Source organism: Geodermatophilus tzadiensis (assembly GCF_003002915.1).
Lineage (GTDB): Bacteria > Actinomycetota > Actinomycetes > Mycobacteriales > Geodermatophilaceae > Geodermatophilus > Geodermatophilus tzadiensis.
Map to the genome: position 1 here is coordinate 93,944 of NZ_PVTG01000002.1, position 26,289 is coordinate 120,232.

Annotated in this window: 26 protein-coding genes; 9 read left to right on the forward strand and 17 right to left on the reverse strand. The window is 76.5% G+C overall.

Annotated features, from left to right (window positions below):
- Window positions 1-18 precede the first annotated feature (18 nt).
- On the reverse strand, window positions 19-339 hold the full coding sequence (locus LY71_RS23680) for a TfoX/Sxy family protein (RefSeq protein ID WP_211297125.1): 321 nt from the start codon (window positions 337-339) through the stop codon (window positions 19-21).
- An 81-nt stretch (window positions 340-420) separates the two neighbouring features.
- Between LY71_RS23680 and LY71_RS03475 the strand changes: the two genes are divergently transcribed.
- Window positions 421-924, forward strand: coding sequence for a hypothetical protein (locus tag LY71_RS03475; RefSeq protein ID WP_106275582.1), 504 nt, complete (start codon window positions 421-423; stop codon window positions 922-924).
- 3 nt (window positions 925-927) lie between these two features.
- Here the strand turns inward: LY71_RS03475 and LY71_RS03480 are convergent, their stop codons facing one another.
- Both LY71_RS03480 and LY71_RS03485 read right to left on the reverse strand, forming a co-directional pair.
- Window positions 928-1,563 (reverse strand): LysE family translocator, encoded by a 636-nt coding sequence (locus LY71_RS03480; protein WP_106275583.1) that lies wholly within the window; start codon window positions 1,561-1,563, stop codon window positions 928-930.
- The gene (locus LY71_RS03485) at window positions 1,560-1,853 is read right to left on the reverse strand and encodes an antibiotic biosynthesis monooxygenase (RefSeq protein ID WP_106275584.1); all 294 of its coding nucleotides are present in this window, start codon (window positions 1,851-1,853) and stop codon (window positions 1,560-1,562) included. Before LY71_RS03485 ends, LY71_RS03480 begins: the two co-directional genes overlap by 4 nt.
- Before the next feature lie 66 nt (window positions 1,854-1,919).
- On the opposite strand from LY71_RS03485, the gene LY71_RS03490 reads away from it, so the two are divergent.
- Window positions 1,920-2,810 (forward strand): DMT family transporter, encoded by an 891-nt coding sequence (locus LY71_RS03490; protein WP_106275585.1) that lies wholly within the window; start codon window positions 1,920-1,922, stop codon window positions 2,808-2,810.
- A gap of 23 nt (window positions 2,811-2,833) precedes the next feature.
- Here LY71_RS03490 and LY71_RS24600 read toward each other — a convergent pair whose 3' ends face one another.
- Both LY71_RS24600 and LY71_RS03495 read right to left on the reverse strand, forming a co-directional pair.
- Window positions 2,834-3,367 carry an HNH endonuclease signature motif containing protein gene (locus tag LY71_RS24600; protein WP_342747994.1) on the reverse strand — a complete coding sequence of 178 codons (534 nt, stop codon included), beginning with the start codon at window positions 3,365-3,367 and terminating at the stop codon, window positions 2,834-2,836.
- Window positions 3,289-3,999 (reverse strand): DUF222 domain-containing protein, encoded by a 711-nt coding sequence (locus LY71_RS03495; protein WP_342747995.1) that lies wholly within the window; start codon window positions 3,997-3,999, stop codon window positions 3,289-3,291. The genes LY71_RS24600 and LY71_RS03495 overlap by 79 nt, the downstream gene beginning before the upstream one ends.
- 270 nt (window positions 4,000-4,269) lie before the next feature.
- Between LY71_RS03495 and LY71_RS03500 the strand changes: the two genes are divergently transcribed.
- Window positions 4,270-7,791, forward strand: coding sequence for a fibronectin type III domain-containing protein (locus tag LY71_RS03500; RefSeq protein ID WP_146146051.1), 3,522 nt, complete (start codon window positions 4,270-4,272; stop codon window positions 7,789-7,791).
- Here the strand turns inward: LY71_RS03500 and LY71_RS03505 are convergent.
- Window positions 7,743-8,480, reverse strand: coding sequence for a TIGR04282 family arsenosugar biosynthesis glycosyltransferase (locus LY71_RS03505; protein ID WP_106275876.1), 738 nt, complete (start codon window positions 8,478-8,480; stop codon window positions 7,743-7,745). The genes LY71_RS03500 and LY71_RS03505 overlap by 49 nt on opposite strands.
- A 104-nt stretch (window positions 8,481-8,584) precedes the next feature.
- Between LY71_RS03505 and LY71_RS03510 the strand changes: the two genes are divergently transcribed.
- The 5 genes from LY71_RS03510 (at window position 8,585) to LY71_RS03530 (ending at window position 13,168) form a co-directional block, all read left to right on the forward strand.
- A complete protein-coding gene (locus LY71_RS03510) occupies window positions 8,585-9,145 on the forward strand; it encodes a DNA-3-methyladenine glycosylase I (RefSeq protein WP_106275587.1) in 561 nt (186 codons plus the stop codon).
- Between the two features lie 117 nt (window positions 9,146-9,262).
- Complete coding sequence (locus tag LY71_RS03515; RefSeq protein ID WP_091115270.1) at window positions 9,263-9,430, forward strand: DUF3117 domain-containing protein; 168 nt, start codon at window positions 9,263-9,265, stop codon at window positions 9,428-9,430.
- Between the two features lie 89 nt (window positions 9,431-9,519).
- On the forward strand, window positions 9,520-11,046 hold the full coding sequence (locus LY71_RS03520; protein ID WP_106275588.1) for a leucyl aminopeptidase family protein: 1,527 nt from the start codon (window positions 9,520-9,522) through the stop codon (window positions 11,044-11,046).
- Window positions 11,046-12,497 (forward strand): hypothetical protein, encoded by a 1,452-nt coding sequence (locus tag LY71_RS03525; RefSeq protein ID WP_106275589.1) that lies wholly within the window; start codon window positions 11,046-11,048, stop codon window positions 12,495-12,497. The genes LY71_RS03520 and LY71_RS03525 overlap by 1 nt, the downstream gene beginning before the upstream one ends.
- Before the next feature lie 47 nt (window positions 12,498-12,544).
- Window positions 12,545-13,168 carry a DUF4232 domain-containing protein gene (locus LY71_RS03530; RefSeq protein WP_211297126.1) on the forward strand — a complete coding sequence of 208 codons (624 nt, stop codon included), beginning with the start codon at window positions 12,545-12,547 and terminating at the stop codon, window positions 13,166-13,168.
- Window positions 13,169-13,171: 3 nt separating this feature from the next.
- Here the strand turns inward: LY71_RS03530 and LY71_RS03535 are convergent, their stop codons facing one another.
- Complete coding sequence (locus tag LY71_RS03535) at window positions 13,172-13,681, reverse strand: DinB family protein (RefSeq protein WP_106275590.1); 510 nt, start codon at window positions 13,679-13,681, stop codon at window positions 13,172-13,174.
- 140 nt (window positions 13,682-13,821) lie between these two features.
- Between LY71_RS03535 and LY71_RS03540 the strand changes: the two genes are divergently transcribed.
- On the forward strand, window positions 13,822-15,324 hold the full coding sequence (locus tag LY71_RS03540) for an HNH endonuclease signature motif containing protein (RefSeq protein ID WP_106275591.1): 1,503 nt from the start codon (window positions 13,822-13,824) through the stop codon (window positions 15,322-15,324).
- Window positions 15,325-15,349: 25 nt separating this feature from the next.
- Here LY71_RS03540 and LY71_RS03545 read toward each other — a convergent pair whose 3' ends face one another.
- From LY71_RS03545 to LY71_RS03590, 10 genes are all read right to left on the reverse strand, one after another.
- Window positions 15,350-16,852, reverse strand: coding sequence for a phytoene desaturase family protein (locus tag LY71_RS03545; RefSeq protein ID WP_106275592.1), 1,503 nt, complete (start codon window positions 16,850-16,852; stop codon window positions 15,350-15,352).
- A 70-nt stretch (window positions 16,853-16,922) separates the two neighbouring features.
- Window positions 16,923-18,584 (reverse strand): SpoIIE family protein phosphatase, encoded by a 1,662-nt coding sequence (locus LY71_RS03550; RefSeq protein WP_106275593.1) that lies wholly within the window; start codon window positions 18,582-18,584, stop codon window positions 16,923-16,925.
- 142 nt (window positions 18,585-18,726) lie between these two features.
- The gene (locus LY71_RS03555) at window positions 18,727-19,848 is read right to left on the reverse strand and encodes a spore photoproduct lyase family protein (protein WP_106275594.1); all 1,122 of its coding nucleotides are present in this window, start codon (window positions 19,846-19,848) and stop codon (window positions 18,727-18,729) included.
- Between the two features lie 68 nt (window positions 19,849-19,916).
- Complete coding sequence (gene lepB, locus LY71_RS03560; protein ID WP_170121200.1) at window positions 19,917-20,489, reverse strand: signal peptidase I; 573 nt, start codon at window positions 20,487-20,489, stop codon at window positions 19,917-19,919.
- Window positions 20,465-21,034, reverse strand: a complete 570-nt coding sequence (locus LY71_RS03565) for a hypothetical protein (RefSeq protein ID WP_106275595.1) — start codon at window positions 21,032-21,034, stop codon at window positions 20,465-20,467. Before LY71_RS03565 ends, lepB begins: the two co-directional genes overlap by 25 nt.
- Window positions 21,031-22,635 (reverse strand): multicopper oxidase family protein, encoded by a 1,605-nt coding sequence (locus LY71_RS03570; RefSeq protein WP_106275596.1) that lies wholly within the window; start codon window positions 22,633-22,635, stop codon window positions 21,031-21,033. The genes LY71_RS03565 and LY71_RS03570 overlap by 4 nt, the downstream gene beginning before the upstream one ends.
- A 118-nt stretch (window positions 22,636-22,753) precedes the next feature.
- Window positions 22,754-24,121, reverse strand: a complete 1,368-nt coding sequence (locus LY71_RS03575; protein ID WP_106275597.1) for a sensor histidine kinase — start codon at window positions 24,119-24,121, stop codon at window positions 22,754-22,756.
- Entirely contained in the window at window positions 24,111-24,776 is a 666-nt protein-coding gene (locus LY71_RS03580) for a response regulator (RefSeq protein WP_245887677.1), read from the reverse strand. Before LY71_RS03580 ends, LY71_RS03575 begins: the two co-directional genes overlap by 11 nt.
- Window positions 24,777-24,950: 174 nt before the next feature.
- The gene (locus LY71_RS03585; protein WP_170121201.1) at window positions 24,951-25,355 is read right to left on the reverse strand and encodes a response regulator; all 405 of its coding nucleotides are present in this window, start codon (window positions 25,353-25,355) and stop codon (window positions 24,951-24,953) included.
- Between the two features lie 158 nt (window positions 25,356-25,513).
- The gene (locus tag LY71_RS03590; RefSeq protein ID WP_245887640.1) at window positions 25,514-26,251 is read right to left on the reverse strand and encodes a GAF domain-containing protein; all 738 of its coding nucleotides are present in this window, start codon (window positions 26,249-26,251) and stop codon (window positions 25,514-25,516) included.
- Between the last annotated feature and the right edge of the window lie 38 nt (window positions 26,252-26,289).

A 26,289-nucleotide genomic window follows, 5' to 3' on the forward strand; every position in this document is an offset into this window, starting at 1 on the left:
CGTCGGACGGGAAACCGGTCAGCGGCCGCCGACGAAGGCCAGCGCCTCCCGCGCGAGCGCCAGGTCGAGCGCGTCGTCCGAGCCGAGGGCCACCCACTCGCGCATCGGCCGGCCGCTGCCGTTGGCGAAGGGGCTGCCCGCCCCGGCGGCCACCAGCGCGGCCACCCGCTCGCGCGGCAGCTTCAGCACCAGCGCCCCGCCGACGGCCATCGCGAAGACCGACCCGTCGACCGTCAGCGCCGTCGAGCCGAACCGGCGCCGTCCCGGCTGCGGGGGCGCCACGCCGGGCTCACCGGCGAGGGCGTCGACCAGGGCGGCGAGGCGGTCGTCGGCGGTCATGCCGGGCAGTGCAGCGGAGCCCTCCGCCGTCCGCAAGGCCCGTCGGCTCGAGCCCCCCGGGGCGGGCCGCAGACCGCTCCCGTGGGCGGACACCTGCTGGCCGGCGAGTTCGCGTGGGCGCGGCTGATCGCGCTGCTGCGGCGGGCGGGCATGCCGCTGGGGCGGGTGCGCGACGTCGTCGACCTGCCGGCGGCGCAGCGGCGCGCGGCCGTGGCGCGGTGGTGGGCCGGGGTGGAGGACGACGTCCGGGACCGCCGGGCGCTGGTGGAGCTGCTGACGAGGGCCGGCGAGGAGGACGCGGACGTGTACGAGGTGAGGCTGCGGGACGTGCCGGAGGCCGAGCTGCTGACCCGCGAGGCGCGGCTGACCGTCGACGAGCTCGACGGGGTCGTCCGCACGGTCACCTGCCTGTCCCGGCGGCAGGCGCCGTTCCCCGGCATCCTCGGCGCCTACGAGGCGGTCGGGGCGTGGGTGGACGCCGCGGGCCTGGCGCGGGCGGGCAACCCGGCGGAGGTCCACCCCACCGACCGGGACGCCGCGGACCCCGACGCCCCGCACCTCGAGGTGGCCTGGCCGGTCGGCTGAGGCTCACCCCCGGTCGGCGGCGAGGCGGGCGCCGAAGGCGAGCAGCGCGCACCCGGTGAACGCGTCGAGCGCCCGGCGCACCGGCCGCCGGGCGAGCAGCCGCCGCGCCCGGTGCAGCACGGTGACGAGGCCCAGCAGCCAGACGAGCCCGACCGCCGCGTGGGTCAGCGCGTAGGCCATGAGCACGGGGACGGCGGTGCCCGGGCCGAGGAACTGCGGCAGCACGGCCAGGTAGAAGGCCAGCACCTTCGGGTTGGTGACGTTGGACAGGAAACCCTGGCGCAGCCCGGCCGACGCACCCCCGCCGGCCGCCGTCCCGCCACCGTCGAGGTCGGCGTACCGGCCGCGGACGGCGGAGACGAACGCCTGCACCGCCAGGTAGGCGAGGTAGCCGACGCCGATCCAGCGGATCGCCTGGAACAGCGGCTCGACGCGGACGACCACCGCGGCCAGCCCGGTCGCGGCCGCCGTCCCCTGCACGACGTTCGAGGCGGTGATGCCCACCGCGCTCCACGCGCCGCGGCGCCGCCCGCCGGCGAGGGTGTTGCGGACGACCACCGCGAAGTCGGGCCCGGGCACGAGCACCAGGACGACGGCGAGGAGGACGAAGGTGCCGTAGCCGGACCAGGCGCCGCTCACCGCGCCACCTCGGGCAGGGTGAGCAGCTCGCGCGGCCGGCGCTCCCACTGGTCGAGCGGCAGGTCGCCGACCCCGGCGAACAGGCGCGCGCTGCCGGCCTGCAACGCCTCGGGGGAGGACCACACCGAGATGGCGACGACGCGGCCGCCCTCGGCGTCGTGGAAGGCGCCGATCTCCTCGAGGCCCTCGATGCCCCGGGCGGCCTCGTTGAGCCGCCGCATGGCGCCGAGCAGGGCGTCGAGGTGCTCGGGGTGCGGGTGGTGGACGGCGTGGAACAGGACGCGTGGCACCGGTCCAGGGTGCCCGAGGGGCGGGCGTCAGGATGACCGGGTGCACGAGGACGACGGAGGCGGCCGGTGAGCCGTCGCGGGTGGGCGCTGTTCCTGGCGATGTCGGTGATCTGGGGGGTGCCCTACCTGCTGATCAAGGTCGCCGTCGAGGAGACCTCGCCGGTGGTCGTCGTCTTCGTCCGCTGCCTCGTCGGCGCGGTGCTGCTGCTGCCGCTGACGCTCGCCCGCGGGCAGTTGCGGCCGGCGCTGCGGCACTGGCGGCCGCTGCTGCTGTTCACGGTGCTGGAGATGACCGGGCCGTGGCTGCTGCTGTCCTACGCCGAGGACACGCTGTCGAGCTCGCTGACCGGGCTGCTCGTGGCCTCGGTGCCGTTCGTCGCGGCGCTGGCCGCCCGGCTGGTGGGCGACGAGGAGCGGCTGACCCGGGTGCGGCTGGTGGGCATGGGGCTGGGCGTCGCCGGGATCGTCGCGCTGCTCGGTTTCGACGTCGAGGGGATCGCGCTGCTGCCGGTCCTTGCGGTGGTCCTGGTCGTCGTCGGCTACGGCACCGCGCCGCTGGTGGCCAGCCGCCGGCTCGCCGACGTCCCGGGGGTGGCGGTCAGCTCGCTGGCCCTGGTGGCGACCGCGCTGGTGTACGCGCCGTTCGCGCTGCCGCGGATCGGTGAGGTGGGGACGGCGTCGACCCGGGCGATCGGGTCGCTGGCGGCGCTGGGCGTCGTGTGCACCGCGCTGGCGCTGGTGCTGTTCTTCGCGCTCATCCGCGAGGTCGGCCCACAGCGGGCGCTGGTGATCACCTTCGTCAACCCGGCCGTCGCCGTCCTCGCCGGGGTGCTGCTGCTCGACGAGCCGTTCACCCTCGGCCTGGCCGTGGGCCTGCCGCTGGTGCTGGCCGGCTGCGTGCTCGCCACCCGGCGCAACGCCCCGGCGCCCGCCGCGGTCGACGCGCCGGTGCCCTAGGACGGCTCCCCTCGCTGCCCCGGTCAGGCGGCGGGTCGGACGAGTGGTGGTCCGGTGCGGATCTCGGTGCCGTCGGGTCGCCAGGTGCGCCAGGTGCCGTCGGGTTGTCGTTCGACGCGGAAGCCGTGGTGGACCTGGGTGTGGTGGCGCTCGCACAGCAGCGCGCTGTTGTTGAGGTTGGTCTCGCCGCCGTCGAGCCAGTGGATGAGGTGGTGCACCTCCGCCCACCACGTCGGGGCACCGCAGCCGGTGAACACACACCCGCCGTCGCGTAGCTCGACCGCGCGACGCAGATAGCGGTCGGCCAGCCGTTGCTCGCGGCCGAGGTCGATCGGGGCGCCGTCGGGGCCGAACACGACGCGGGAGACGGTGCTGTCGCAGGCGATCCAGCGGGCGCGGGCGGCGGAGATGACCGCGCCGAAGCCCATGGTCGCGGTGGCCGGTCCGGTCGCAGGGTCGGCCAGGTCCTCGAGATCGATCACCACCGCGACGTGCGGCTTGACCGTGCGCAGGACCGGCAGGCCGCCGGCGGCCAGCGCGGTGTCGCACAGCTGCACCAGCGCATCCCCCAGCCGCTGAGCGCGGCTCCGGCCGGGCGGTCGGCCTGCACGAAGGACTCCAGCGCCGCCTGCAGCTTCTCCCCACCGACGGCGTCGAGCTCACCGCGCACCGACAGCGACCCGTCGGCGTGCTTCGCGAGCGAGAGCCGCCGTCCCTCGGTGGGGTCGGGCTCGGGGCCGTCGGAATCGAGGCGGGCCAGGTAGTGGCGCACGACGGTGACGAAGTCGGTGTACCGCTGCTCGATCGCCGCCTCGGTGAGCACCGCATCGATCTGCGCGAGGTCCACGCCGCCGTCGGCGGCGGTCTGCAGGCGTTCCGGCGTCAGCGCGGTCGCGGCGACGGCCACGTGCTCGGCCGAGACCAGGCCGGCGTCGTGGGCCTCGGCCAGCGCGGGCAGGTGGTCGAGCACCCGACCGTTCCCGATGATCCGGGCGGCCGCCGCAGGCGACAGCCGGCAGTGCCCGGGCAGCCACGAGCGCATGCTCTTCAGCCCGTCGCGCTCGGGTGCCTGGGTCAGCTCCGCGGCTCGCACCCGACGGGCCAGCAGGGCGTCAATCCGGTTGCGCTCGGCGACCAGCGTGGCGACGTCGTCCAGCACGTCACCGGTCCGCGGATCACTCGAACGCATGTGCGAAGTCTACCCCACCGACATACCCGCTGCCGGACGAATCCCCAGCTCATCGGGTTGTCCACAGATCGCGGGAGTCCACTGACGGGATCCCGGTGACGTCCGAGCACATCCGGCTCCCGGCCGGACTCAACACGGCGGCGCGGCGGCCGATCCTCTCGCGGCACCTGGGCACTCCGGGGGCGGCTGGAGGCGACGGTGGCGCGGCAGCAGAGGGACCGGACGGCGGGACGCCGACGGCGGTGGGCGGTCCGCCTGCTGGGAGCGCTCGTGCTCGTCGGCCTGGCGCTGTCCGGCTCCGGCTCGGTGCGCCAGCCGGACTTGGCGACGGCCAGCTTCGCCGACCCGGTGCCGCCGACCAACGTGTCGGCCGTGGGCTCCGACCGGGCGCTCACCGTGTCCTGGACGGCGCCGGCCAGCGAGAGCTTCGTCTCGGGTTACGACGTCTTCCTGGACAACGACATCAAGGCCAGCCCGGCGGGCACCAGTGCAGTCATCACCGGCCTGGTCAACGGCCACACGTACACGGTCACCGTCCGGACGAGGACGGCGCTCCTCGGGTCCACCGGGGAGGGCAGCACCCGCAGCACGCCGGTGACCGGCACGCCCCGCGACTCGGTCGCACCGGCTCCGCCGACCGGTGTCACGGCCACCGCGGGGAACATGTGGGCGACGGTCACCTGGACGCCGAACTCCGCCGACCCGGACGCCGACGGCTACCGCGTGCTCCGCGACGGCACCCCCGTCACCGGCCTGCTCGCGGGCCGCGCGACGGCGAGCTGGACCGACACGGCGGTCGTCGGTGACCGGACGTACGGCTACACGGTGCAGACCCACGACACCTCGGGGAACTGGTCGGCCGCCTCGAGCCCCGTCGCGTCCGCGCGGCCGACGGACCTGACGCCACCGGCGACGCCGACCGGGCTGGTGGCCACCGCGGGGGACACGCGGGTGGTGCTGTCGTGGACGGCGAACACCGAGTCCGACCTGGCCGCCTACGTGGTCCACCGGGACGGCGTCGAGGTGGCGCGGGTGACCACCGGCACGTCGTGGACCGACACCGGCGTCGCCAACGACACCACCTACGCCTACCGGCTGGCCGCCGTCGACCGGCACGGCAACCTCTCGGCGGCCTCGGCACCCGCCGTGTCGGCCCGCCCGACCGACCTCACCCCGCCCGCGACGCCGACCGGGCTGGTGGCGGTCGCCCGCGACGGGGCGGTGGAGCTGTACTGGGCCGCCAACCCCGAGCCCGACCTGCAGCGGTACGTCGTCCACCGCGACGGGGTCGAGGTCGCCCGGGTGGCCGGCACCGGCTGGACCGACACCGGGGTGGTCAACGACACCACCTACGCCTACCGGCTGGCCGCGGTGGACGGGCACGGCAACGCCTCGGCGTTCTCCGACCCGGCGGTGACCGCGCGCCCCACCGACCAGACCGCTCCCGCGACGCCGACCGGGCTGGTGGCGGTCGCCCGCGACGGGGCGGTGGAGCTCCGCTGGGCCGCGAACACGGAGCCCGACCTGCACCGCTACGTCGTCCACCGCGACGGTGCGGAGGTCGTCCGGGTGACCGGCACCAGTTGGACCGACACCGGGCTGGCCAACGACACCACCTACGCCTACCGCCTCGCCGCGGTGGACGGGCACGCGAACGTCTCGCCAACCAGCGACCCCGCGGTGACCGCGCGGCCGACCGACCAGACCCCACCGGCGGCGCCGACCGGGCTGGTGGCCACCGCGCGGGACGGCTCGGTCGAGCTGGCCTGGCAGGCGAACGCCGAGGCCGACGTCGACCGCTACGTCCTGTACCGCGACGGCGTCGAGGTGGCGCGGGTGGCCGGCACCAGCCGGGTGGACACCGGTCTGGTCAACGGCAGCACGTACGCCTACCGGGTCCAGGCCGTCGACCGGCACGGCAACGCCTCGGCGCTCTCCGACCCGGCGGTGACCGCGCGGCCGACCGACCAGACCCCACCGGCGGCGCCGACCGGCCTGGTGGCCACCGCGCGGGACGGCTCGGTCGAGCTGGCCTGGCAGGCGAACGCCGAGGCCGACGTCGACCGCTACGTCCTGTACCGCGACGGCGTCGAGGTGGCGCGGGTGGCCGGGACGGGCTGGACCGACGCCGGCGTCGTCAACGGCACCACCTACGGCTACCGGGTCCAGGCCGTCGACCGGCACGCCAACGCCTCACCCACCAGCGATCCCGCGGTGACCGCGCGGCCGTTCGACCAGGTCGCACCCACGGCCCCGGCGGGCGTCACGGTCACCGCCGGGGACAGACGGGCGCTGCTGCGCTGGACGGCGAACGGCGAGCCCGACGTCACCGCCTACCGCGTGCTCGCCGAGGACGGCGGCACGCTGGCGACCGCCACCGCGCCGGCCACCCAGGTCACGGTGACCGGCCTGGTCAACGGCACCGAGCGCCGGCTGCGGGTGGTCGCCGTGGACACCTCCGGCAACGCCTCGTCGCCGTCGGCCGAGGTCGCCGTCACCCCGGTGGCGACGGGCGTCCCGGCCGAGGGCGCGGCGCAGAGCGGCGGCGTGGCGGCCAGCGCCGACGGGCGCTTCGTCGTCGTCGGCACGTCGGCGCGCTGGGAGGAGTCCGACACCAACACCGCCTACGAGCTCCACCTGCTCGACCGGGCCGCCGGCACCGCCCGCCGCATCGCGCCGCTGCCCGCCTCGGCCACCGGCAGCAGCGACCCGACCAACGCGGCGGCCCCCGCGGTCAGCGACGACGGCCGCTACGTCGCCCTCGCCACGACCGCCGCGCTGCGCCCCGAGGACACCAACCGGCTCGCCGACGTCTACCGGCTCGACACCCGGTCGGGCACCTGGGAGCTGGTCAGCGTGCCGGCCCGGGGGAGCGTCCACCCGTCGGTCGCCGGCACCGTCCTGCAGACCGGCGCCGCCGTGCACGCCACCAGCCCGACCGTCGTCCTGTCCGGCAGCGGCGACCTGGTGCTCTTCTACTCCGCCCGCCCCGACCTGGTGCCCGGCGACACCAACGGCGTCGTCGACGTGTTCGCCAAGACGCTGTCGACCGGCGCGGTGACCCGGGTGTCGACGTCCGCCACCGGGGGCGACCTGCCGCGCGCCGCCACCGGCCCCGCGCTCGCGGTCACCCCCGACGGCCGGTTCGCGCTGTTCCCGGCGACGTCGTCCTCCGGCCCGGTGGTGCTCTACCGCAAGACGCTGTCGGGCCCGGGCGCCGGGCAGGCCCTCGTGGTCTCGGCGGTCCCCGTCGGCGGCCGGCCGGTGGAGTACGGCGTCCACCGCGACGCCGGCGACGTCGCGCTCAGCGACGACGGGCGTCACGTCGCGCTGGTCACCGCCGCGAAGGTGACGACGTCGACGCCGACCGCGAGCTGGCCGACCGGCCTGGCGTACCGCGTGGACACCACCACCGGCGCGGTGACCCCGCTGGGCAACGGCCAGACGGCGGTGTGGGAGCACCGGGTCGAGCTCGACCCGACCGGCCGGTACGCCTTCTTCGCCACCGCCGCGGCGCAGGTCCCCGGCGACGGCAACGGCCACACCGACCACCTCCGCCGCGACCTCGGCACCGGCGCGCTGACGCTGGTGACCGCCGACGCCGCCGGCCGCGCCACCAACGGTCCCACCGGGTCGGTGACCCCGGCCGAGTACGGCCGGCTGATGGCCGTGGACGGCGACCGCGTGCTGGTGACGACGTCGCAGGCGCTGACCGCGAGCGACACCAACCGGCTGCGCGACCTCTACGCCAAGGACCTCGCCGACGGCACGGTGACGGTGCCCCGCGGCTGACCCGGCGCCGGGTCCCCGGGGAGCTCACCGGCCACCTCACCGGCCACCTCGGCGACCACCTGCGCGGTGCGGGTGCCGGGGTCGCAGGCGGCGGCCGCCGTCAGCGCGTCGGGGAAGGAGCCGACGTCGGTGAGCTCGGGCAGGTCGAGCACGGTCAGCCCGGCGTCCTCCAGCGCCTGCCGCGTCCGCTCCGCCGTGTCGGTGCGGGCCGTCGGCACGTCGGGCAGGACGCCGGCCTCGAGGGCCGCGTGCAGGCCGAGCGCCCACCAGCGGCCGTCCGGCGCGGCACCGAGCACCGCCGTCTGCCGGCTGGTCGTGACCAGCCGGTCCAGGCAGGCGGCCAGCAGCGCCGGCGTCACCTGCGGGGTGCCGGTGCCGATGAGCAGCGTCGGCACGGCCGCGCCGTCCATCGCGTCGGCGAAGGCGGCGGCCAGCCGGGTGCCCGTGTCGCCGCCCGTCTGCGGGACGACGGTGCAGCCGGACAGGTCCAGGTCGCCGGGGTCGCCGTCGAGGGCCACCACCCGGCGGGCCACCGGGGTGGCGCGCACCGCGTCGAGGGTGTCGGCAGCCGCGGCCTCGGCGATCGCGGCGGCCTGGTCCGGGGTGCACGGCGGGCCCAGCCGCGCCGTGCCGCGCCCCGGTGCCTCGGCGAGGACCAGCAGCTGGGCGGCGAGGGCGGCGTCGGGCACCCGGGGACCGTAGCCCCCGGGGACCGCCGACGGCCCTCCCGTGCGCACGACCACCCGTCCGGGCGCACCGCCGGCCGTCGGGGGCCGGCGCTACGGTCCGGCACGTGGAGCGGGTGCGGTGCGCGTGGGGCGACAGCGCCCCGGAGTACGTCGTCTACCACGACGAGGAGTGGGGCACCGAGCTGCACGGCGACGACGCGCTGTTCGAGCGGCTCTGCCTCGAGGCGTTCCAGTCGGGCCTGTCGTGGCTCACCATCCTGCGCAAGCGGCCGGCCTTCCGCGCCGCCTTCGCCGGCTTCTCGATCGACGCGGTCGCCGCCTTCACCGCCGACGACGAGGCGCGGCTGATGGCCGACGCGGGGATCGTCCGCAACCGCGCCAAGATCGCCGCCGCCGTCCGCAACGCCCGCGCCGCCCAGCAGCTGCCGGACGGGCTCGACACGCTGCTGTGGTCCTTCGCGCCGTCCGGACCGCGTCCCCGGCCGGCCACGCTCGCCGACGTCCCGGCCACCAGCCCGTCGTCGACGGCGATGGCGCGGGAGCTCAAGCGGCGCGGGTTCGTCTTCGTCGGGCCGACCACCGCCTACGCGCTGATGCAGGCCACCGGGATGGTCGACGACCACGTCGCCACCTGCTTCCGGGCGACCGGCGCAGGCACCCCGTAGGGGGCTCCGGTTGGAGTCCCGGCGGGGATACGGGATCATGTCTCCGGAGCTCAGCAGCGATCAACAGCCACACCGCAGCCGCAGAGGGGCGGCGGGTGGCCGGCGAAGGAGGCACGCATGGCGGCCATGAAGCCGCGCACGGGTGAAGGTCCCCTGGAGGTCACCAAGGAGGGGCGCGGCCTGGTCATGCGGGTGCCGCTCGAGGGCGGCGGCCGCCTGGTCGTCGAGCTGTCGCCGGACGAGGCGCAGGCCCTCTCGGAGGCACTGAAGGGCGCGACCAGCTGAACGTCGCCGCGCACCTGCCCGAGGGCAGCACCGCGCAGGACGACGCGGCCCCGGCCGCCGGCAGCACGCCGGCGACCGGGGCCGCACCCTTGCCGCGGGTCGAGCTGCTGACCACCCTGCCCCGCCTGGGCGAGGACGACGTGCTGGCCGTGCCGGTCGGCACCGGCGGCGCGCTGCCGCCCTGGCTCGAGCGGCCCGCCTTCGGCACCCTCCCACCGGTGCCCGCACGGCTGCTGGCCGCGGCGCTCCGCGACACCGGCAACACCGGCAAGCCGGGCGCGGTCACGAACCTGCCCGTCCCCGGCCGCCGCCCGCGCAGCCTGGTCGCCGTCGGCCTCGGCGACGGGACGCTGCCGGACCTGCGCGGCTACGTGGCGACCGCCGTGCGCCGCGCGCAGACCCTCGCCGAGCACGGCGCCACCCGGCTGGTGCTGCCCGTCGACGGCGCGGCCGCCCCCGCCGGCGCCGACGAGGTCCGGGCCGCGGTCGAGGCCGCGCTGCTGGCGGGCTACCGCTTCCGCGACACCTCCACCCCGCACCCGCCGCGGCTGGCCACCGTCACCGTCGTCGCCACCGACGGTGCCGACCCCGCGGTGGTCGCCGCCGCCCGCGCCGGCGAGGTCACCGGCCGCGCCGTCGCCTGGGCGCGGGACCTGGTCAACACCCCGAGCAACACCAAGGACCCCGCCTGGCTGGCGGACCAGGCGGTCGAGCGGCTGGCGGGCCTGCCGCACGTGACGGTGACCGTGCTGGGCCCCGAGGAGCTGCGCGCCGGTGGGTTCGGCGGCGTCCTGGCCGTCGGCGGCGGGTCGGCGTCCCCGCCGCGGGTCGTCGTCGCCGCCTACGACCCGCCCGGTGCCGGCCCGGCCCGGCCGGTGCTGGTGGGCAAGGGCATCACCTTCGACACCGGCGGCATCTCGATCAAGCCCAACGCCGGCATGCGGGAGATGAAGACCGACATGGCCGGGGGAGCGGCGGTGCTGGCCGCCGTCGACGCCGCCGCCCGCCTGGGGCTCCCGGTCGCGGTGACCGCCGTCGTCCCGGCCGCCGAGAACGCGGTGTCGGGGTCGTCCTACCGGCCGGCCGACGTCGTCCGGCACGTCGGCGGGCGCACCACCGAGGTGCAGAACACCGACGCCGAGGGCCGCATGGTGCTCGCCGACGGCCTGGCGTGGGGCCGCCTGGAGCTGGGCGCGACCGTGCTGGTCGACGTCGCCACGCTCACCGGCGCGATGAAGGTCGCGCTCGGCACCCGCACCGCGGGCCTGTACGCCACCACCGACGGGCTGGCCGACGCGCTGTCCACCGCCGCGCTGCACGCCGGTGAGCGGGTCTGGCGGATGCCGCTGGCCGAGGAGTACGCCGACCTGCTCGCCAGCGACGTCGCCGACGCCAACAACGCCCCCGGCAACCCGGGCGGCACCACCGCGGCGCTGTTCCTGCAGCCCTTCGCCGGCGACCTGCCCTGGGCCCACCTCGACGTCGCCGGCCCCGCGCGTGCCGGCTCCGACGACGCCGAGGTGGTCAAGGGCGGCACCGGCTTCGGCGCGCGCACGCTGCTGCGCTGGCTGGAGGCGGGGGCGCCGCTCGACCCGCCGCCCACGGTGACCGACTGATGGACGACGACACCGGCGTCGTCTTCCCCGCCGGCCCCGACGGTCGCCGCAGCACCGCGGCGGTCGGCCGCGCCGTGGTCGCCGACGCGCTGCGGCCGGTCGACCCGGTCGGCGCCCGCGCCGCCGAGCAGGAGACCAACTGGCGGGCGGGCTACCTGGTGCACTTCCGCCGGCTGGTCGAGGCCGGCCTGGGCTCCGCGGAGGCGGCACTGGCGATCGCCGGTGCCGGGCTCGACGCCGTCCACGCCCGGCTGCGGGTGGCCGGCGCGGACGGCGAGCAGCCGCTGACCGCCCTGCTCAGCGCACCGGCGGGGCGGGTGCCGGCCACCCGCGAGGTGACCGGCACCGCCGAGCCCGAGCGCGAGCTCAGCCTGCCCTTCCGCGGCGCCCGGCTGCGCGGCGCCGACCTGCACCGGCGGCTGGACACCTGGGTCGAGCGCGGCGTGCTCGAGCCGTCGGCGGCCGAGGCGGTGCGCACCGTCGCGGCGCACCCGGAGTGGCTGCCCCTGCCCGGCCGCACGGTCGCCGTGCTCGGCGCCGGCGCGGAGATGGGCCCGCTGACCGCGCTGCTGCGGTGGGGCGCGACGGTGGCCGGCGTCGACCTGCCCCGGCCGGAGCTGTGGCGCCGGGTGCTCGACACCGCCCGGCGGGGCGCCGGCACGCTGCTGGTCCCCACCTCGGGCGACCTGCCCGAGGGGGCCGGCGCCGACCTGGTCCGCGAGGTGCCCGCGGCCGCCGACTGGCTCGCCGGACTGCCGGGCGAGCTGGTGCTGGGCGACTACGTCTACGCCGACGGCGCCCTCAATGTGCGCGTGTCGGCCGCCGTCGACGCGCTCACCCTGCGCGTGCAGGCGGCCCGGCCGGAGACGGCGCTGGCGTTCCTGGCCACGCCCACCGACGTCTTCGCCGTCCCCGGGGACGCCGTCGCGCACTCGGTGCGCAACTACGCGGACCGCTCCCGATTCGGCAAGCTCGTCGGCCGCCCGCTGCGGACCCTCTCGGCGGGGCGGCTGCTGCAGCGGGCCTACGTGCCCGGTGCCGACCCCGGCATCAGCGACGACCTGGTCGCCCAGCAGGGGCCGAACTACGCGCTGGCCAAGCGGCTGCAGCGGTGGCGGGCCACGGTCGCCCGCCAGGCCGGGACGACGGTGTCGATGAACGTCGCGCCGCCCACCCGCACCCGCTCGGTGGTGAAGAACCGGGCGCTGGCCGCCGCCTACGCCGGGGCGCACCGCTTCGGCGTCGAGGTGTTCGAACCGGCGACGTCCAACGTGCTCATGGCCGCGCTGCTCGTGCACGACCTGCACACCGGCGGCGGACCGCGGCACGACCACCCCTGGCAGGACGAGGCACACGCCGCCGTGCACGGGGGGCTGTGGCGGACGGCGTACGCGCCGCGCAGCGCGCTCGGGCTGGCGGCGGTCCTGGGGCTCGGGGCGGCGCGCGGCTGACCCGCACGTCCCCGGACCGGGCGCGGTCGTCGGGGAGGATCCGGGCCGTGCCGCCGCCGTCCCGCCTCCGCCGGCTCGCACCGGTGCTCGCCGGGCTGGCCGTGCTCGCGATCGCCCTGGTGGCGCTGGTCGCCGTCCGCGCGCCGGCCGGGGCCGAGGCGACGCGGCTCGCCGTCCCGCCGGTCCCGGTGCCGCCCGCCTTCCCGACCGCGAGCGGGCCCGCACCCGCCCCGTCGCCCTCGCCGGTGGCGCCGGTGTGCTCACCCCTGGGGCTCTCGGTCACCGCGGGCGAGGTCGACGCCGCACTCGGGCACCGCGCCGTCGTCCTCACCGTCACCAACTGCGGCAGCGAGCCCCGCGAGGTGACCGGCTACCCGGACGTCGCCGTCCTCGACGCCTCCGGTGCGCCCGTGCCGTTCACCGTCGCCCACGACTCCAGCTACACCGTCCGCGACCCCGGCCCGGTCCCGCCGGTGCTCCAGCCCGGCCGGCAGGCCGTCACCGGGGTCTCCTGGTCGGCCACCGTCACCGCCGGCGGGCCCACCGAGGGGCAGGCCCTGCGGGTGGTGCCGGTGCCCGGCGACGTCGCCCAGGTGCTGCCCGTGTGGGTCGACGCCGGCACCACCGGGGAGATCGCCGTCGCGGCCTGGGCGACCGAGCTGGCGCGGTAGGGCTCACTCGCCGAGGACGCCGTCGATCGCCTCGCGGATGAGGTCGGCGTGCCCGTTGTGCCGGGCGGTCTCCTCCAGCAGGTGCAGCAGCGCCCAGCGCAGGCTGAAGCGGTTGCCGTTGCGCAACGGCACGGCCGACAGCGCGTCGAGGTCGCCGGCGTCCGCGACGACGTCCCGCGAGCGGCGGCAGGCCTCCTCGTAGCGGCTGCGCAGCACCTGCGGCTCGAGGGTGGGGCCGGTCTCCAGCTCCCAGTCGGGGGTCGCGTCCCAGTCGACGGTGTCCCACGGCTCGGGGATCGGCCCGCCGGCGAAGCGCTGCACCATCCACGTCTCCTCGACCAGCGCCAGGTGGTAGACCAGCCCGGCCAGCGTCAGGGCCGAGGGCGGGTGCCGGTGCGCGAGCTGCTCCCGGGTGAGGCCGTCGGCCTTCAGCAGCAGCGTCTGGCGGTGGAAGTCGAGGTAGGCGGTCAGCTGCACGAGTTCCGGGGCGGACTCGGGCGGGTCGGTGCGCACCGGCCGACCCTGGCACGCTCCCCGCGGTCGCGGGCCGCTTCTGCACGTGCCGGGCGACTCCTCCCGGTGCACGTCTGCTGGCGAGCCCGTGACCTGCAAGAACTGTCGTACCCCGGTCGTAGGTTCGGGTCGTGCAGGAGATGGAGGACGACGCGCCGCCGGTGTTCGCCGGTGGTCTCCTCGACCTGCTCGTCGCCGGCGCGCCGGAGGTGCAGCGGCTGCCGGTGGCGCTGCTCTCGCGGGAGCAGAAGGCCGCCGAGCTGGCCCGGGTGCAGGCCCGCAAGGCGATGGACGCCGCCTACGAGGCCGAGCTCGTCCTCGGCCTGGCCGACGACAGCCCCGACGACCTCGACCCCGCACCCGGGACTCCCGGTGCCAAGCGGGGGTCGTGGGCGCCGGATCCGGAGCTGCCCGGCGTCTCGGAGTTCTTCACCGCCGAGCTGGCCATGATCATCAACTGCGGGCGACGCAGCGCCTCGCTGCTGGCGCAGCGGGCGTGGGTCTACCGCGAGTCGCTGCCGGCGACGTGGGCGGCCCTCGCGGAAGGCGTGCTGGACGAGGCGCGGGCCAAGGTGCTCGTCGATGTCCTGCAGCACACCGACCCCGGCGTCGCGCGGCAGGTGGAGTCCCAGCTGCTGCCCCAGGCCGCCGGCTGGACGACGCACGTGCTGCGCAAGCGGGCCGTGGCCGCGCTGCTGGCGGTGGACGCGGACGCGGTGGATGCCCGGCGCAAGGAGGCGGAGCGGCAGGCCGACGTGCGCGTCTACCCCTCCCCGCGCGAGGGCATGAGCACGCTGGCCGCCGATCTGCCCGCGCCGGTGGCGGCGGCGTGCTTCGACCTGGTCGACCAGCTCGCGGTCCTGCTGAAGAAGGACGGCGACGACCGCCCCATCGGCCAGCTGCGGGCTGCGGTGCTGGCCGACCTGATCCAGCGGCCGTGGGACGACTCGCGGCCGCCGGTGACGGCGCACCTGCAGCTGATCGCCACCCTCAGCGCCCTGACCGGCCGCAGCGGCGAGGCGGGTGAGGTGAACGGGCTGCCAATCACCATCGGCCAGCTGCGCGACCTGCTCGCCCGACTCGACGCCCTCGGCGTGCGCACCTCGCCCGGCGGTTCGGTGACGCTGGCGCTGACCGACGACGACGGCACGCTGCGGGCGACGACCTCGCTGGAGCAACTGCGCCGCCTGGCCAAGCGCGGCTGCCCCACGCACTCGGGCCTCAACTGCGGATGCGGAGTCCTCGACCGGCCGGGGCAGACCGACGCCTACGAGCCGTCGGGAGCGCAGCAGGCGTTCGTGCACACCCGCGATCGCACCTGCCGCTTCCCCGGCTGCGGCCAACGGGTGGGCTGGGCCGACGCCGACCACGTCCTCCCGCACGCCTGCGGCGGCGCCACCGACTGCGCCAACCTGTGCTGCCTGTGCCGCAGCCACCACCGGCTCAAGACCTTCGCCCCCGGCTGGCGGTTCACCATGACCCCCGACGGCGTGCTCACCGTGACCACCCCGTCCGGCATCACCCGCACGACGAGACCACCGGGCCTGCGACCACCACCGCCGGCCGAGACGACATCACCGGCCGACACCGGATCACCACCGCAGCAGGCGACCGAGCCGGACGACGACCCCCCACCGTTCTGACCCGGCGCGCGGCACCGCCGGTGCGTCAGGCGGGGCCGATCAACCCCGCGACGATCTCGGCCGACAGCGCCACCAGCGGCAGCCCGCCGCCGGGGTGCGAGGAACCGCCGACCAGGTAGAGCCCGCGCACTGGCGCGGCGTTGCCCGGCCGGAGGAAGGCCGCGCGGGCCCCGTTGCTCGACGTGCCGTAGATGGAGCCGCCGACGCTGCCGGTCTCGCGGGCGAGGTCGGCCGGGGTGCGGGTCACGCACCAGCGCACCCGGTCGCGGACGTCGAGTCCCCGCGCGGCCATGACCTCCAGCACCCGCGCCGCGTAGCGGTCGGCCAGGCCGGGAGCGTCCCAGTCGACGCCGCCGTCGGGGTCGTGCCGCGGCGCGTTGACCAGCACGAACCACGACTCGCTGTCGTCGTCGGGGCGGGTCACCGGGTCGTCGGGCGCGCTCACGTAGACGGTGGGGTCGGGTACGGGGCACGGGACGCCGCGGTGCCGGCCGGTGCCGAAGACGGCGTCGAACTCGGCGTCGTAGTCCTCGGGGAACAGCACGGTGTGGTGCGCCAGCCCCGGCGTCCGGCCGCGCAGCGCCAGCAGCAGGACGAACCCCGACAGCGACGGCGTCGCCCGCGTCAGCCCCCGTCGTACCGCCCGCGTCCGCCGCGACGGCGGCAGCAGCCCGGCGTACAGCGCGGTGGCGTCGGCACCCGAGACGACGACGTCGGCGGTCATCTCCCCGCCGTCGGCGAGCTCGACGGCCGACACCCGCCCACCGTCGCCGAGCACCCGGCGCACCGGGGTGCCGGTGCGGACGTCGGCGCCGCGCTCGCGCGCCCGGTCGGCGACCGCCTCGGCCAGCCGGTGCAGCCCGCCGCGGACGTACCAGGAGCCGAACGCCTGCTCGACGTAGGGCACGGTGGCCAGCACCGCCGGCGCCCGCCGCGGGTCGGACCCGGAGTAGGTGGCGTACCGGTCGAGCAGCACCCGCAGCCGCGGGTCCCGCAGGTAGCGGGCGCCGAGGCCGCGCAGCGTCTGCCAGGGCGCCACCGTGCCGACGTCGCCCGGGTCGCGGGCCAGCCGCGCGAGGGTGGCCGCACCGCGCAGCGGTGAGCGGAGGAAGGGCTGCTCGGTGATCGCCCACATCGCCTCGGCGCGGTCGAGCAGCGCCCGCCACTGCGCGCCGGCGCCCTCGCCCAGTGCCCCGTCGAGCGCGGCGGGCACCGCGTCGAGGTGGCCGGGCACCGCCAGCCGGGTGCCGTCGCCGAAGCGGTAGTCGACGGCGGGGTCGAGGCGCTCGAGGTCGACGGCGTCCTCCAGCGGCCCGCCGGTCGCGTCGAACAGGTCGCGGTGCACCTGGGGCAGGGTGACCAGGCTCGGGCCGGTGTCGAAGGCGTGGCCGTCGCGGGCGTACCAGCCGAGCTTGCCGCCGACGTCGTCGGACTGCTCCAGTACGGTGACCCGGTGCCCGAGCGCGGCCAGCCGCGCGGCCGCGGCCAGGCCGCCGAGCCCCGCGCCGACGACCACCACCCGCGCCACGCCGCCACCGTAGCCGTGGTCGGCGCGGCACCCGGTGCGGGACGGTGGTGGCCGGCGCCGGGGTACCGGCTCAGACCGGGACGGTCAGCGCCAGGACGGCCAGGTCGTCGGCCTCGTACCGGGAGTTCCGCAGCCGCTCCGCCACCGTGGCCGAGATCCGCTCGACGATGCACTCGGCGCCGTCCACGCCCGGCTGGCTCAACAGCGTGACCAGCCCGGCCTCTCCGAGCTGGACGCCGGCGTCGTCCCGGGCCTCGGTGACCCCGTCGGTGTAGAGGACCAGCGACGCCCCGGGCGGGAGGGGAAGGGCGACGGGGTCGAACCGGGCCCCGGCGTCGATGCCGAGCGGGACGTCGCGGGCGCCGACCTCCGACCAGCCTCCCGACGTGCGCAGCAGCGGCAGCGGGTGACCGGCGACGCTCAGCTCGGCCCGTGTGCCGTCCTCGCCGCGTGGTCCGAGCACCAGGCAGCACGCGGTCACGAACCGGAGGGGACCGGCGGCCTGCTCCCGCAGCAGCGCGGCGTTGACCGCCCGGAGCACCTCGGCCGGGTCCCCGGCGGCCGCGGCCGCGCGGGCCGTGTGGCGCGCGAGGGCGGTCACCGCGGCCGCCTCAGCGCCGGTGCCGCACACGTCGGCGATGAGCAGCAGGGAGCGCCCGTCGGGCAGCTCGGTGACGTCGTAGGTGTCACCGCCCACCAGGGCCGCCCCGCCCCCGGCCCGGTAGCGGGCGGCGAGGTCGAGCCCGGGGACGGTCGGCAGGTGGGAGGGGAGCAGGCTGCGCTGCAGGGTGTCGGCGAGGTGCCGGACCTCGGACTCCGCGCGCAGCCGGCCCAGGAACTGGCCGATCTGCCGGCCGGCGTGCGCGAGGACGTCGAGCAGCTCGACCGGCACCGGTCGCGACTGCCGGGAGAACAGCTCGCAGACCGCGACCACGGTGCCCCCGCGCAGCACGGGGAAGGCCACCCCGGTGCGCAGGCCGTCGGCGCGCGCCGCGGCGCCGCGGAGGAAGCGCGGGTCGCTCCACAGGTCCTCCACCACCACCGGCGCCCGGGACGACCAGGCCAGGCCCGGCAGCCCCTGCCCCCGGGCGAGCGGGTGCCCGCACGTCCCGGCGTGCAGGACGCCGACGTCGAGTCCGGGCGCGGTCCACGTGCCGGCGGGCCGGAGCCGGCCGCCGCTGTCGTCGGCCTCCCACAGGGCGGCGACGTCCCAGTCCAGCTCGGCGCAGAGCGTGGCCAGGAGCCGTTCGAACGCGACGTCGGCGTCGGGTGCCTCGGTGAGCGCCGCGGTGACCCGCAGCGTGGCCGTGAGGTACCGGCTGACCTGCAGCTGGCGCTCCAGGAGGACCGTGGTGCTGGCGTCGCGCAGCACGGCCACCACCACGGCGCCGTCCGGATCGGCACCCGGCACGGGGTCCAGCCGGGACAGGGTCAGGTCGATGGCGATCTCCTGCCCGTCGGCCCGCAGCGCGGGCACCTGGGTGGTGGAGCCGACCAGCTCCCCGACGCCGGTCCGCCGGAACCGGCTGAACCCCTCCCCGTGGCTGTCGCGCAGGCGCTCGGGCATCAGGACCGTCAGCGGCCGGCCCGTGAGGTCCCCGGGGTCGTGGCCGAGCAGCGCCCGGACCGCGGGGTTGACGTAGGCGATGTTCCCGGCCTCGTCGGCGACCACCACCGTGTCCGGCAGGGCCTCGAGCAGGGCCGGCGCGGGGAGGGCGGCCGAAGACGTCACCCCCCGCGGTGTCAGCGCCACGGCTCCCCCTCCGGCCCGTCGTGCTGCGGTGGCCGCCGGTCGCGCCGGCGCTCGTCCTCCGTCGCCACGGTGCCACAGCCCCGCCGGCGCCCGGTCCCGGGGACCCCGGTCGGCCGGCACGTCAGAACGCGTAACGGATGCGCAGCCAGGGCGCGTGGTGGGCGACGAGCTCCTGCAGCCGCTCCACGCCGGCACGCTTGACGTCGTTGCGGTAGCGCACGTTCCACTGGCCGTTCTGGCTGCGCTTGGGCTGCTGGAGGTCCGGCCGCCACAGCAGGTCCTCGGCCTTGGGGTGCCAGCCGAGGTTGACCTCGTGCAGGTCGCGGTTGTGGGTCAGCATGATCACCTCGGCCGCCGCCTGGGCCTTGGCCGCGGGGGAGAGGGTGTCGTCGAGCTGCCGCAGCAGCTGCGCCCAGTCCGCCTCCCACCCGTCGCGCAGGACCACCGGCGACAGGTTGAGGTGCACCTCGTAGCCGGCCTCGACGAAGTCGTCGACGGCGCCGATGCGCTCGGCGATGCGGCTGGTCCGGACGTCGATCACCCGCGAGTCGGCGTCGGGCATGAGCGAGAACCGGACGCGGGTGCGGCCCTGCGGGTCGAGGTCGAGCAACTGCCGGTTGACGTACTTGGTGGCGAAGGAGGCCTTGGCCGTGGGCAGCTCGCGGAAGGTGGCCACCAGGTCGGCGACGTTGTCGCTGACCAGCGCGTCAACCGAGCAGTCGCTGTTCTCGCCGATGTCGTAGACCCAGCTGACCGGGTCGCACTGGTCGGCCTCGGCCTTGACGCCCTGCCGGGCGACGTGCCGGCGCAGGTAGCCGGTGATCTGCTCGATGTTGGTGAACACGGTGATCGGGTTGGCGAACCCCTTGCGCCGCGGGACGTAGCAGTACGCGCAGGCCATCGCACAGCCGTTGGCCGTCGAGGGCGCGATCCAGTTCGACGAGCGGCTGTTGGGCCGGGCCGACAGCGACTTCTTCACGCCGAGCACCAGCGTCTCGGTCTTGACCCGCACCCAGCGCTCGACGTTGCCCTCGTTGCCGTTCAGCTCGGGGATCTGCCAGTGCGAGGGCACCTCGACGATCTCGGCGCCGGGGAAGCGGGCCAGCACCTCGCGGCCGCGGGCGGAGTCGATCGCGGCCGGCTCGGCGTAGACGGTGCGGACGTCGAGCAGGCGGGTGGGGGAGGGCACCGGCGCGGGGGCCGGGGGAGTCGAGACGGCGGACGGCGAGGGAGCGGCTGCCACGTCCGAACAGCACCGGGCGCGACCCGCCGATTCCCGCCCCGACCTGCGAGGACGGTCACGCGGGCCGGTCAGCAGGAGGTCGACGGCAGCGCGCCGGGGTCCGGCCAGACACGGCCGGAGACCACCCCGACGACGTCGCCGGAGGGCACCGCGCCGAAGACCCGCGAGTCCACCGAGTCGGCGCGGGCGTCCCCGAGCAGGAACAGCCGGCCCTCCTCCACCGTCACGGGGCCGAACCAGACGCCGTCGAGGTGCTCGGCGTCCACCGACGTCTCGCAGACGGCGGTGCCGTCGACGACGAGCGCGCCGTCCTCGAGGGCGACCCGGTCACCGGGCAGCCCCACCACCCGCTTGACCACCAGCTCGCCGGTGCCCGGGTGCCGGGCCGCGACGACCTCCCCGCGCCCGACGGGCCCGGCGCCGCGGTCGACGAGCACCAGGTCCCCGGCCGCGAGGGTGGGCTGCATGCTCTGCGCGCCCACCCGGACCAGATGGACCGGCAGCAGGCCGGTCACCGAGGCGGCGAGCACCAGGGCCAGGACGACGGCCAGCGGGACGACGAGCCGCCCCGTCCGGCGCAGCAGCCGCCACGGCGCGGCGGGCGGCGTCCGGCGGGTCAGCCCAGGACCCCGGCCAGCCACAGCAGCCAGACCAGCGCGCCCAGGGCCAGCAGCCCGTCGAGCACCAGCCGCCGGGCACGGGCCGGCAGCAGCGCGGCGGCGGCCAGCGTGCCCAGGAGCTCCACCGCCACCGTCACCGTCCCCAGCACCGGCGGCTCGGGGACCTCCGTCGGCTCGGCGTCGAGCGCCACGGGCCCGGTCGTCGCCGTGTGCCCCGTGTGCCCGCCGGCGACCGCGGCGTGGTCGTGACCGAGGAACGGGTCGAGCAGGTCGGTGGTGTGACCTCCCAGGTAGAGGACGACCAGCCCGACCGTGCCCAGGACCACGGTGCCCAGGAAGCGGTCGGTGGCCGGACCCAGGGCCAGCCACGCGGCGGCGCCGACCTGCGCCAGGGCGGTGGCCAGGAAGAAGCCGACGACCAGGTCCCCGGCGCCCAGGTGCTGCACGGCCGCGGCCACGTGCAGGCCACCGGCGACCGCCGTCGCGGCGGCCGCGGCCCAGCGGACCGGGGTCGCCGGGTGGCGGACGCCGGCCGCCGGGACCACCTGCTCGACGGCCGCGCTCACAGCGGGGTCTCCGGACCCGACCGGGGCGGGGCGGCGTTGATCGGGTCGCAGTCGGCGTCGTGCTCGCCGACCTGGAACTGGGTCATCATGTCGTGGTCCTCGTGGCTGAGGTTGTGGCAGTGGACCATGTAGCGGCCGTGCGGCCCGTCGGGCGAGGAGAACCGCATGAGCAGCCGGACGGTCTCGTTCTCGCCGACGTAGACGACGTCCTTGGGACCCCGCTCCTCCGGCCGCGGCGGCCGGCCGTTGCGGGAGAGGACCTGGAAGTCGACCAGGTGGATGTGCAGCGGGTGGAACCAGCCGCCCGAGCTGTTCTCGACCTCCCAGATCTCGACGTCCCCGGGCGCGGGGTTGGCAAAGACCGGCTCGTAGTCGCCGTCCTCGACGTCGTCCCAGGTCTTGCCGTTGATCGTCCACAGGCCGTTGCTGCGCTCGAGCCGCATCCGCCGCGTCGTCGTCGCCATGGCCGCCGTCAGCGCCATCGCGGGGTGCGGCGGGGCCAGCGTCGCGGGGACGGTGTTGTTGCTCGGGTCGAACGCGTCGCCGGTCACCTCGAACTGCACGACCTTGCCGCTGTGGTCGTAGTCGGGCGCGTTGGCGACGCCGAGGTTGACCAGCTGCACGCGCTGGCCGGCCGCGACGGTGGCGAAGTCGACGACGATCTCGTAGCGCTCGGCCATGCCGACGGTGATCTGGGTGACCGTCTGCGGTGCGGCCATCAGCCCGCCGTCGGTGGCGATCACCTGGAACGGCTGGCCGTTGCTCAGCCGGAGCCGGTAGCCGCGGGCGATCGAGGCGTTGAGGATGCGGAAGCGGTACCTGCGCCGCGCGACCCGGAGCGTGGGCCAGGGGCGCCCGTTGACCAGGTTCACGTCGCCGTAGACACCGGAGTGGCTGTTGTCCTCCCAGAGCAGGGAGCCGTTCTCGGCGAAGGCGACGTCGCTGAGGACCAGCGGCACGTCGTAGGGGCCGCGCGGCAGCGGCAGGGCCGACTCCACCGCGTCGCTGACCAGGTAGAGGCCGGCCAGCCCCATGTAGACGTTCTCGGCGGTGTGGTGCACGCCGTGGTCGTGGTACCAGAGCGTCCGCGCCTCGCAGGCGTTCGGGTAGACGTAGTCCTTCCACTGCCCCGGCAGCGAGTTGTCCCCGGCGTACCCGTCGTACTGCGGCTCCGACGGCATGCCGTGCAGGTGGGTCGACGTCCACGGGGTGTAGCGCAGGGTGGGGTGGACGGCCGGCAGCTTGTTGACCTGCCGGACGACGGTCCGCCGTCCCCGCTGGGCCTTGATCGTCGGGCCGGGGACCGAGCCGTTGTAGCCCCACAGCGGGGTGTTCACGCCCGGCAGGATCTGGCCGGTGAAGGCCGTCTGCTCGATCCGGTAGTAGTCGGTGGTGGCGTCCCGCCGGACCGGCGCGAGCACCGGCGGCGAGGCGAAGGGCACCGTGTAGGGCCGCGGGATGCGGCCGCTGGAGATCCGCGAGACGCTCTTGGCCGACAGCACCCCCTGCCACGGCAGGGCGAGGGCGGCGGTGCCCAGCAGGCCGACCTTCAGCAGGTCGCGGCGGTCGAGGGCGAGGGCGCTGCGGCTGGTGTTGCTCACGGGGACTCCTGGGCTGCGTGTGGCGACACCTCCGACCCTGACGGGGCGAACGCCCTGGTCCCAGCCGGGAACGGGGGAGGTGCGGGTCCCGCAGATTGGGGGGTCGACGGCCCCGTCGTCACCCGGCGTGCGGGAGCGGCAGCAGCGCGGTCACCACGGTGCCCACGTCCTCGCCGGGCTCCACCCGGACGACACCGCCGAGGTCCTGCACGCGGTCGCGGACCAGCCGCAGGCCCAGGTGGCCGTCGGTGCGCTCGAGGTCCGCGTCGTCCAGCCCCACGCCGTCGTCGGCGACGGTGAGCAGCACGCCGGGGCCGCCGTCGACCTCCGCCCCGGTCAGCGTCACCCGCGCCGAGCCCGCCGCCGCGTGCTTGGCGACGTTGACCAGGGCCTCCCGCGCGGTCCGGTAGAGGACGGCGGCGTGCTCCGGGCGCAGCCCGCGCAGCTCCTCGGCCGTCACGCCGACCACCACGCCGGTCTCCCGGAGCCGGTCGGCGAGGTCCTCGAGGGCGGCGGCCAGCCCCGGACCGCTCAGGTCGGGCGGGTAGATGTCGATCATCAGCCGGCGCAGCGACGCGACCGCGTGCCGGACGGTGGACACCAGTCGGTCGACGGTCGGCTGCTGGGGCGCGGGGACGGCCACCCGCAGCGCGCTGAGCGCGTAGCTCACCCCGGCGAGGTCCTGCACGGGCCCGTCGTGCACGTCGGCGGCGATGTCGCGCCGCTCCCGCTCGGACGCGGCGAGGTTGCGCAGCACCAGGTCGTACTGCTCGGCCTCCTGCCGGCGCACCCGGCGCGACAAGGACGCCGCGATGGGCAGCTGCACCACCTGCAGCAGCACGAGGGCGCCCACGGCCAGCGGCACGATCTGCCACCGCAGCCGGGCGGCCTGCTCGTCGATGCTGTCGGTGGCGAGGTACACCTCGACGACCATCCGCTCGGCGCCGACGTCCACGGGGACGTAGACCTCCAGCAGCGGTCCGTGGTCGTCGCCGTAGGCGGCCTCGGGCTCGGGGCCGAGGTGGGCGACCACCGTGCCGTCCAGGGCGGACCGCAGCTCGTCGGACGCGGGGGAGCTCGTCCCCTCGTACTCCTCGTCCGTGGCGTACAGGACCTCGCTGCGCTCGGTCCACACCAGGACGGAGGTGACCGACCCGTCGCCCATCCGGTTCAGCAGCACGCGGTCGAGCTCGTCGAGGCGCTCGGCCTCTCCGGTCATGGCCTCCTCGAGCAGGGGTGCCACGAGCAGCTGCGCCAGCCGCTCGGCGGTCCGCTGCGCCTCGGCCACGGCGTTCTCCCGCGCGATGCGACCGCTGAGCAGGACGGTGACCGCGGCGACGACGAGGAGGACGCACACGCCGGTGGCGACCAGCGCGGCCAGGTACCGGCGGGGGCGCCGTCGTCCGGGGCGGGGGAGGGCGTCGGTGCGAGGGGGCCGGGGGGACGGCGGCGCGAGCCGCTCCCGGCCGGGGACCTCAGCGACCACCCGGACCCAGCATCCCGAGCTCCTGGGCGCGGACCACCGCCTCGAGCTGGGACCGCACGCCGAGCTTGGCGTGCAGCGCCTTCACGTAGCCGCGGCAGGTCTCGACGCTGATGCCGAGGACCCGGGCGATGCCCTTGACCGGCATGCCGCGACCCAGGCAGTCGAGGACCTCCTGCTCGCGCCGGGTCAGCTGCGGGCGGTCGGCGGCGGAGGACGGGACGCGGGGTGCACCGCCGGCGAAGGTCGAGGGGGCGACGAGCATCTGCCCCGGCTGCACCCGGCTGAGGACGTCGATCATCTCGGCCAGCGAGCCGTCCTTGGGGACGAACGCCGAGGCGCCGGCCTGCGCGGCGCGGACCACCCAGTCGGGGTCGCGGTGGGCGGTGACCACCGCGACGACGGCGCCCGGAGCGACCTCACGGACCCGCCGGGTCGCCGCGAGCCCGTCCTGGTGCGGCATCTCGATGTCCATGACGACGACGTCGGGCTGCAGGTCGCGGGCCATCGCCACGGCCTGGGCGGCCGACGAGGCGATGCCGAGGGAGACCATGCCCGACGCCTCGAGGGCGCCGGCGAGCAGCTCCGCGAAGGTGCGGTGGTCGTCGACCACCAGCACGGTCTGGGTGAGCGTCGGCGGTCGCTCGACCTGCGTCATCGTCACGTGGTGCCTCCCCGTCGGTGTCGCAGCCGTCCGCGCGACAGGGGAATCAGGTCACGCCCGCGTCCTGGATGAGAAGGACCTTGGTCCCGGCGGGGACCCGGGTCCCCGGATGGGGGGAGGTGATCATCGCGGGTCCTCGGCGGGCTGTCGCCGAGTCGTGACTGTGCGTCAGCGGACGGCGGGCGGGCCGACCGGCGGCTCCCAGGCCGTCCCGCCCTCGGCGACCGTGCGCACGCGGGCGGGCAGCAACGACGGCGGGTCGTCCTTGCGCAGCCAGCCGGCCACCCCCAGGGCCCGGGCCTCCTCCATGGCGGCGCCGGACACCGAGCTCGTCAGCATCAGCACGCGGGCCCCGGGAGCCACGGCCAGCACGGCGCGGGCGGCCTCCAGGCCGGTGCAGCCGGGCATCACCAGGTCCAGCAGCAGCACGTCGGGCCGAGTGCGCAGGAAGGCCGCGAGCACCGACGTCCCGTCCTCGCACTCAGCCACCACCCGGTGCCCCGCGGCGGTCAGCAGCTCCACCACGCTCGACCGGAGCCACGCGTGGTCGTCGGCGACCAGGACCTCGACCATGCCGCTCCTCCCGTCCGGGCGGTGCCGCTGCCGGTCACCACGGTGGCGCGCTGGTGCGCCCCGCACCATGCTGCCCCGTCGCCCGGGGCCGTGGCGCCCGGTCCCACGGCCCGGCTGAGGGAGGCGGGGCACCCCAATACCGGGGGTGCCGGCGGGACTCAGCCGGTCCGGCGCGGCGGGACGACGTCCTCGATGCGCAGCCGGCCGTCCTCGAGGTCCTCGGCGAGCTCCTCGACCGAGCGCCCGGCGGCGTAGGCGGCGCTGCGCAGCAGGACCAGTGCGGTGGCCGCGTCGGTGTCCAGCGCCAGCCCCGCCCGGCCGGCGGCCCGCAGCACCGACGCGCGGCGCACCGCCTCGGGGCCGTGCAGCCAGTCGGGTCCGCGCTCGGCCGGCCAGTCCGACCACACGGCCGCCTCGGTGAGCTCGGCGGTCACCAGCTCACCCACCGCGACGGCGGCGAAGACGTCGAGCGCGGGGACCGCCGCCTCGTCGGTGAAGTAGAGGTCCAGCGCGCCGGCACCGGCGAGGTCCTCGCGCAGCGGCAGGGCCACCGCCGCCCGGAACGGCGTCTGCGCGAGGAGCAGCTCGGCGAACGGCGGCCACCGGCGGCGCAGGTCGGCGCAGACGGCGAACACCGGCTGCCGCGTCCGCTGCGCCTCCAGGCACGGCCCGGTCCCGGTGGTGAACTGCAGCCGCTCGGCGCACGAGGCGTCGGGGCTGCTCGACCCCAGCGGGATCCGCCGCCCCGCGGCATCGACCACCGACAACCCCGCGCCGTCGACCCCGAGGGTGGTGGCGACGGCGCGGGCGAGCCGGACCGGCAGCAGCTCCGTGCCGGCCGGGCCGCGCGCGGTCACGTCGTCGAGCGCCGCGGCGAACCGGGTGGCGATGGTCATGCCCCATGCTCCCGCGCGGACGCGGAACCCGGGCGGCC

Excerpts from the sequence above, each read along its gene's own strand:
- LY71_RS03515 (WP_091115270.1), top strand. The coding sequence starts at position 9,263 with ATGGCGGCCATGAAGCCGCGCACGGGTGAAGGTCCCCTGGAGGTCACC.
- LY71_RS03585 (WP_170121201.1), bottom strand. The coding sequence starts at position 25,355 with ATGGTCGAGGTCCTGGTCGCCGACGACCACGCGTGGCTCCGGTCGAGC.
- LY71_RS03580 (WP_245887677.1), bottom strand. The coding sequence starts at position 24,776 with ATGACGCAGGTCGAGCGACCGCCGACGCTCACCCAGACCGTGCTGGTG.
- LY71_RS03540 (WP_106275591.1), top strand. The coding sequence starts at position 13,822 with ATGGAGGACGACGCGCCGCCGGTGTTCGCCGGTGGTCTCCTCGACCTG.
- LY71_RS03590 (WP_245887640.1), bottom strand. The coding sequence starts at position 26,251 with ATGACCATCGCCACCCGGTTCGCCGCGGCGCTCGACGACGTGACCGCG.
- LY71_RS03495 (WP_342747995.1), bottom strand. The coding sequence starts at position 3,999 with ATGCGTTCGAGTGATCCGCGGACCGGTGACGTGCTGGACGACGTCGCC.
- LY71_RS03525 (WP_106275589.1), top strand. The coding sequence starts at position 11,046 with ATGGACGACGACACCGGCGTCGTCTTCCCCGCCGGCCCCGACGGTCGC.
- LY71_RS23680 (WP_211297125.1), bottom strand. The coding sequence starts at position 339 with ATGACCGCCGACGACCGCCTCGCCGCCCTGGTCGACGCCCTCGCCGGT.